The organism is Stenotrophomonas sp. GD03777 (assembly GCF_029842485.1).
In the GTDB taxonomy this organism is placed as follows: domain Bacteria; phylum Pseudomonadota; class Gammaproteobacteria; order Xanthomonadales; family Xanthomonadaceae; genus Stenotrophomonas; species Stenotrophomonas sepilia.
Genome location: NZ_JAOCGL010000174.1, coordinates 1 through 4,673 on the forward strand (window position 1 = coordinate 1; position 4,673 = coordinate 4,673).

Sequence of the window (4,673 nt, forward strand, 5' to 3'; positions counted from 1 at the left end):
CTGGTGCTGTGCGCCGGCAGGTTCAACGGGACGCGTGTCAGCCGGGCGACGCGCGCGTCGATCAGGCGCGCGAGCAGGTACCACGCGAGCACGAATGCCAGCAGGGGCAGCAGCGTTCGTACGATCAGGTACAGCATCACCATCGGGAATACCAAGGAAAATTCGCATTCAAACAACCGTGCCATCGTAACGGCGCTGCGTGGTGTGTGTCGCATCCGCCAGCCGACACGTGCGAACTGCTTGGTTAGGATGGCTCTTTGCTGTCATGGATGAACCGATGAGCGCTGCCACCTCCCGAATCCGCCGCATCTGTGGGCAGGGGCCGATCCTGCTGATGCTGCAGCTGGTCGCGTTGCTGTCCGTTGCACTGGCTTCCGGGTTCTTCCATTGCCGCGTCGACCTGCTGCTGGAGCCGATCACCGCGGCGTGCGGTGGCCCGGATGAGCAGGCGCGGTTGCAGATGGCCGAACAGGTGATGGCGCGCGCCGGTGCATTGGACGACTGGCAGCCATTGAGCTGGATTCCATTGGCGGGCATCGTGCTGGCGCTGCTGGGTGCGATGGCGGTGTGCGCGAGCCGCGCGCTGTGGCTGCGCGATGGGCTGCGCACGGCGAACGTGGCGCTGCTGCTGCTGCATGGCGGCGCACTGTGCTTGGCCGGGTGGACGCTGCACCTGTACGAGAACGCATGGAACAGCGTGGCGCGCTTGTCACCCACGGCATGCCTGATGGACCTGGTGGCGGAGGGCGATACCCCGCTGGTGCAGGCGCAGTCCGTGGTGTTCCACATCCTGGCGCGCGAGAACGCAACGCTGATGCGCAATCCGGACGACCTGGCGCTGGTGCTGGTAGCGTTGCTGATGGCGACGATGGTGGGGGGCATCTCCCTGTGGCGGGCGATCGTGCGGGTTCGGGCGGCACGATCGGCAGTGGCCTGACGGGCCTCCGCGGCCGACCGGATCCGAGACATGCAGAGCGCACGCTCGGCGGCGCGCGGCAATCGCGCTACAGTCGACGCCTCGCCACTCCAGGGAAGACCCGATGCGCTTGTTGCTGCGTGCGTTGCCGTTGTTGCTGTGTTCGCTGGCGGTACACGCCGCCGAGGTGGACCGTCGTATCGCGGTGACCATCGATGATCTGCCATGGGCACGGCTGGACCAGATCGTGCCGCCGGATCTGCAGGCGCGGCACGAAGCGTTGATGGCCCAGCTGCGCGAGGCCGGCGTGCCGGTGGTGGGCTTCGTCAATGAGAACAAGCTTGAGGTGAATGGACAGGTGCAGCTGGCGCGGGTGCAGATGCTGCGCGACTGGCGCGATGCGGGCTATGTGCTGGGCAACCACACGTACTCGCACATGGATCTGAATGCGAAGGGCGTGGCGGCGTTCCAGCAGGATTTCCTGCGCGGCGAAACGGTGCTGCGGCCGCTGCTGGCCGAGAAGGGGCAGGCGCCACAGTGGATGCGCCACCCCTACCTGCGCGCCGGGCGCACCGCGGATGAGCGCGTGCAGATGGAGGCGTTCTTCAAGCAGCATGGCTATCGCGTGGCACCGGTGACGGTGGACAACGGGGAATGGGTGTGGGCGTTCGCCTATGCCAACGTGATGAACGAGCAGGCGGATTCGCCGGCGCGCGACGCGACGCTGGCGCAGCTGCGCAAGGGCTACGTGCCGTACATGCTGAACAAGCTGGATTACTACGACAAGCAGTCGCAGGCGCTGCTGGGGTACGCGCTGCCGCAGGTGTGGCTGATGCACGCCAACGAGCTCAATGCGGCCACCCTTGCCGAACTGGTGGCGGCCACGAAGCGCCGCGGCTATCGCTTCATTTCACTGGACGAAGCGATGCGTGACCCGGCGTATGCGCGGGGTGCGGAAGGCTACAACGGCCGCTATGGCCCGAGCTGGCTGCATCGCTGGGCGATGGCGGAGAACAAGCCGAAGGACTTCTACGCCGGCGAACCGCAGGTGCCGGCGTGGGTGATGAAGCTGGCCAAGGTTGATTCGGAGTGAGGCTCAGCGCTTGACGGCCAGCACGCCGTCGAGCGCCAGTTCGGCCTTGAAACCAGCCTTTTCCAGGCGCTTGGCCACTTCGCGCGGCACGTCGCGGCCGCTGGTCAGTTTGTTCGGCGCGCCGGTGTAATGGAACAGGCGACCGCCCTTGCGGATGACGCGGGCGAGGTGGTCGTAGAACACCTGCGAGTAAAGCTCGCCGGCGATGCCGAAGCGCGGTGGGTCGTGCAGGATTGCGTCGACACTGTTGCTGGCCACCCGTTCGATCTGCTGCGAGACGTCACCGTGGCTGAACTGCAGGCGACCACCGGCGGCAGCCGAGTCTGGATCCGGCGACCAGGGGTTGAGCGTGCGCAGCCACATCACATCGGCGTTCTTCTCGAACGAGCGGATCTGGCCGACACCGGCTTCCAGCGCACAGGCAGCGAAGTAGCCGAGGCCACCGCAGGTATCGAGGATGACCTTGCCGGCCGGGGCGACCAGCTCCACCTTACGGCGTGCATCCTCGAACGGCGACAGCTTCGAGGTCGGCAGCATCTTGATGCCGTCGATCTCGAAGGTCGGTGCGCCCCATTCGGTCGGCACCAGCTTGATCAGAGAGCCGCTGTAGCGCGAGATCGGCGCGAATTCCTCGCCATCCCAGTAGTACAGCGTGCGGTCCTTCAGCTTGCCCGGCCACGGGTAGGGCTGGCCCCGGAAGTGGAAGCCGTCCGCATCGAGCGCCACGCTGTCCTGGCTGCGGCCGAGGTCGAGCGAGCCCTGCCAGTCGGCGGCGCCCTTGTCACGGGCACGGCGCAGGGTGTCGGCGCTGTCGCGGGTCAGCAGGGGGCCGGTGTAATGGGGCACGGCGGGTACCGGGGCGGTTCGGGGGGAGGGCATGGTACCGCAGCTGTTGTAGAGCCGAGTCGTCCCATGGCTCCACCATGCCTGCATCCACGCATGGCGTGGATCTACCGCAAAAGTAGCCGAGCGCGGGCTCGGCTCTACAGTTCAATTGCACTTCACCGCATACACCGGCTCGGCCCCGATCAGTATCAGCGACATGTAGTCGCTGTCGCTGGCCTTGTGCAGGGCTCTCGGGCCGCGCTGTCACTTGCCTTGGCGCCCTTTCCTCCGTGGCAGGAGCCTGGTATCAGTCGGCCCTGATGGAACCGCGATCGCTTGCGCAGGCGCGCGGTACGCACCCTTCCATCAACGTATTCATGGTCTGCGGAGTATGAGCGAAGCAGAGTACTCTTGCGGTGTGGTTTCCCACGGTATTCGGTGGGTAGTACTCGCTATAGAAGGTCCGGCACCTTCCGTTGTCGATTTGCGCGCTACCCTGGATGTTCCCACTGACTGGGCTGTTGAATCTTACGGTTCCGTAGGAAACGAAGTTCTGGCCAGCTGATACCTGTCCATTTGGTGCATAGGCAATTACATAGTCAGTACTTCTTGCGTCGCTAGCACTGTTCGAATCGATGCTTGAGCAATGCCATGCAGCGCTTCCTGGCCCCACTGTGATGGACTCGCCCTTGGCAGGGTTCATTCCAAGATCTGCGCAGGAAGCCTCGTGATACTGCTTCGTCGCTTCCGTTTGATCGTCGTAGCGATATACATATTGTCCCTTCGCGTTGCGGGTGAGGGACTGCTCCACACGGATCGTCCCCCCAATGAAGTCGGGCCATTCTGCGCTGCGAACGATTTTTTCCGGGATCTTTGCTTCGTCTGCGGTTTGTCCGACAGCTGGACTCCTGTCTCCTGCCTGCACGGACGCAGAGGCGATGAACATGATGATGGCTAGCTGCAATTTCACTTGGGCCTCTCAATTCTGGGTGAGGCTCCATCTTCGCTACTTGCCCAATGGTGCTTTTGGTTGCATTACGCAGTTCTTTGGATTTCAAACATTTCTCAAAAGTCTGTGTCGCTAATCGCACTTCACCGCATACACCGGCCCAGCACCGATCAGCATCAACGCCATGTAGTCACTATCGCTGGCCTTGCCCTTCAACGTCGCGTCCTTGTTGAAGTGGAAGATGCCGAAGCCGCCGGACATGCGGATCAGGGCACTGTCGATCTGCTCGGCGTCATCGCGGAAGTAGCGGCTGATCTCGCTGCGGGTGGCCTTGTGCAGCGCATTGGGCTCGCGCTGCCACTGGTCGCCGCGGCTGAAGGAGACGAAGTACTGGCCGCCTTCCTTGTCGATGCGGAAGTCGGCCGGCTTGCGCGCGCCGGTGGCGAAGCAGCCCTGCAGCGGGTCGGTGGAAAACGGAAGCCCGGCGTCACCGCTGCAGGCGGCGGTCAGCAGCAGGAGGGCACCGGGCAGCAGCAGGCGGAGCGTGCGCATGGGATGTCCCTACAGGGCAGGTGCGGCTAGTGTAGGCGGCATGCGGGCGTGGCCCGTACAGAAATTCGGCAAGGACACAGGGGTTTTCGGATGGCGCAGGGCAAGGCACCGTGGTGCGGCGTGGCCAGTTGGCTGGGTATTGCAGTGGGGTGGGGGGCAGGCACCGTGGCGGCACAGGCAGCGGTCGCTGCGGGTGGCAATGGCATGGCCGCAGGGCTGGGCGTGGGCGTGCTGGGTGCGGCGCTGGTGGGCGGCGGCCTGGCCGTAGCCTCGCGCGTGCGCGGTGAGCGCTGGCCGTGGATCGGCATCGGCGGTGCAGTGCTGAGTGCGCTGCCGCT

6 protein-coding genes are annotated in these 4,673 nt (G+C 64.7%); 3 read left to right on the forward strand and 3 right to left on the reverse strand.

Translation table 11 applies throughout. The features are described 5' to 3' along the window. Positions 1 to 277 precede the first annotated feature (277 nt). The gene (locus N5E02_RS20120; RefSeq protein ID WP_171956381.1) at positions 278 to 937 is read left to right on the forward strand and encodes a hypothetical protein; all 660 of its coding nucleotides are present in this window, start codon (positions 278 to 280) and stop codon (positions 935 to 937) included. 103 nt (positions 938 to 1,040) lie between these two features. After that, a complete protein-coding gene (locus N5E02_RS20125; RefSeq protein WP_139726659.1) occupies positions 1,041 to 2,009 on the forward strand; it encodes a polysaccharide deacetylase family protein in 969 nt (322 codons plus the stop codon). A gap of 3 nt (positions 2,010 to 2,012) precedes the next feature. On the opposite strand, the gene N5E02_RS20130 is transcribed toward N5E02_RS20125, so the two are convergent. The 3 genes from N5E02_RS20130 to N5E02_RS20140 form a co-directional block, all read right to left on the reverse strand. Next, positions 2,013 to 2,888, reverse strand: coding sequence for an MnmC family methyltransferase (locus tag N5E02_RS20130; protein ID WP_188239195.1), 876 nt, complete (start codon positions 2,886 to 2,888; stop codon positions 2,013 to 2,015). Positions 2,889 to 3,141: 253 nt separating this feature from the next. Continuing rightward, on the reverse strand, positions 3,142 to 3,804 hold the full coding sequence (locus N5E02_RS20135; RefSeq protein ID WP_188239196.1) for a hypothetical protein: 663 nt from the start codon (positions 3,802 to 3,804) through the stop codon (positions 3,142 to 3,144). Positions 3,805 to 3,915: 111 nt separating this feature from the next. Further along, positions 3,916 to 4,335 (reverse strand): hypothetical protein, encoded by a 420-nt coding sequence (locus N5E02_RS20140; RefSeq protein ID WP_139726660.1) that lies wholly within the window; start codon positions 4,333 to 4,335, stop codon positions 3,916 to 3,918. A 90-nt stretch (positions 4,336 to 4,425) separates the two neighbouring features. On the opposite strand from N5E02_RS20140, the gene N5E02_RS20145 reads away from it, so the two are divergent. Continuing rightward, on the forward strand, positions 4,426 to 4,673 hold a 248-nt coding region (locus tag N5E02_RS20145), incomplete at its 3' end, for a hypothetical protein (RefSeq protein WP_279946673.1).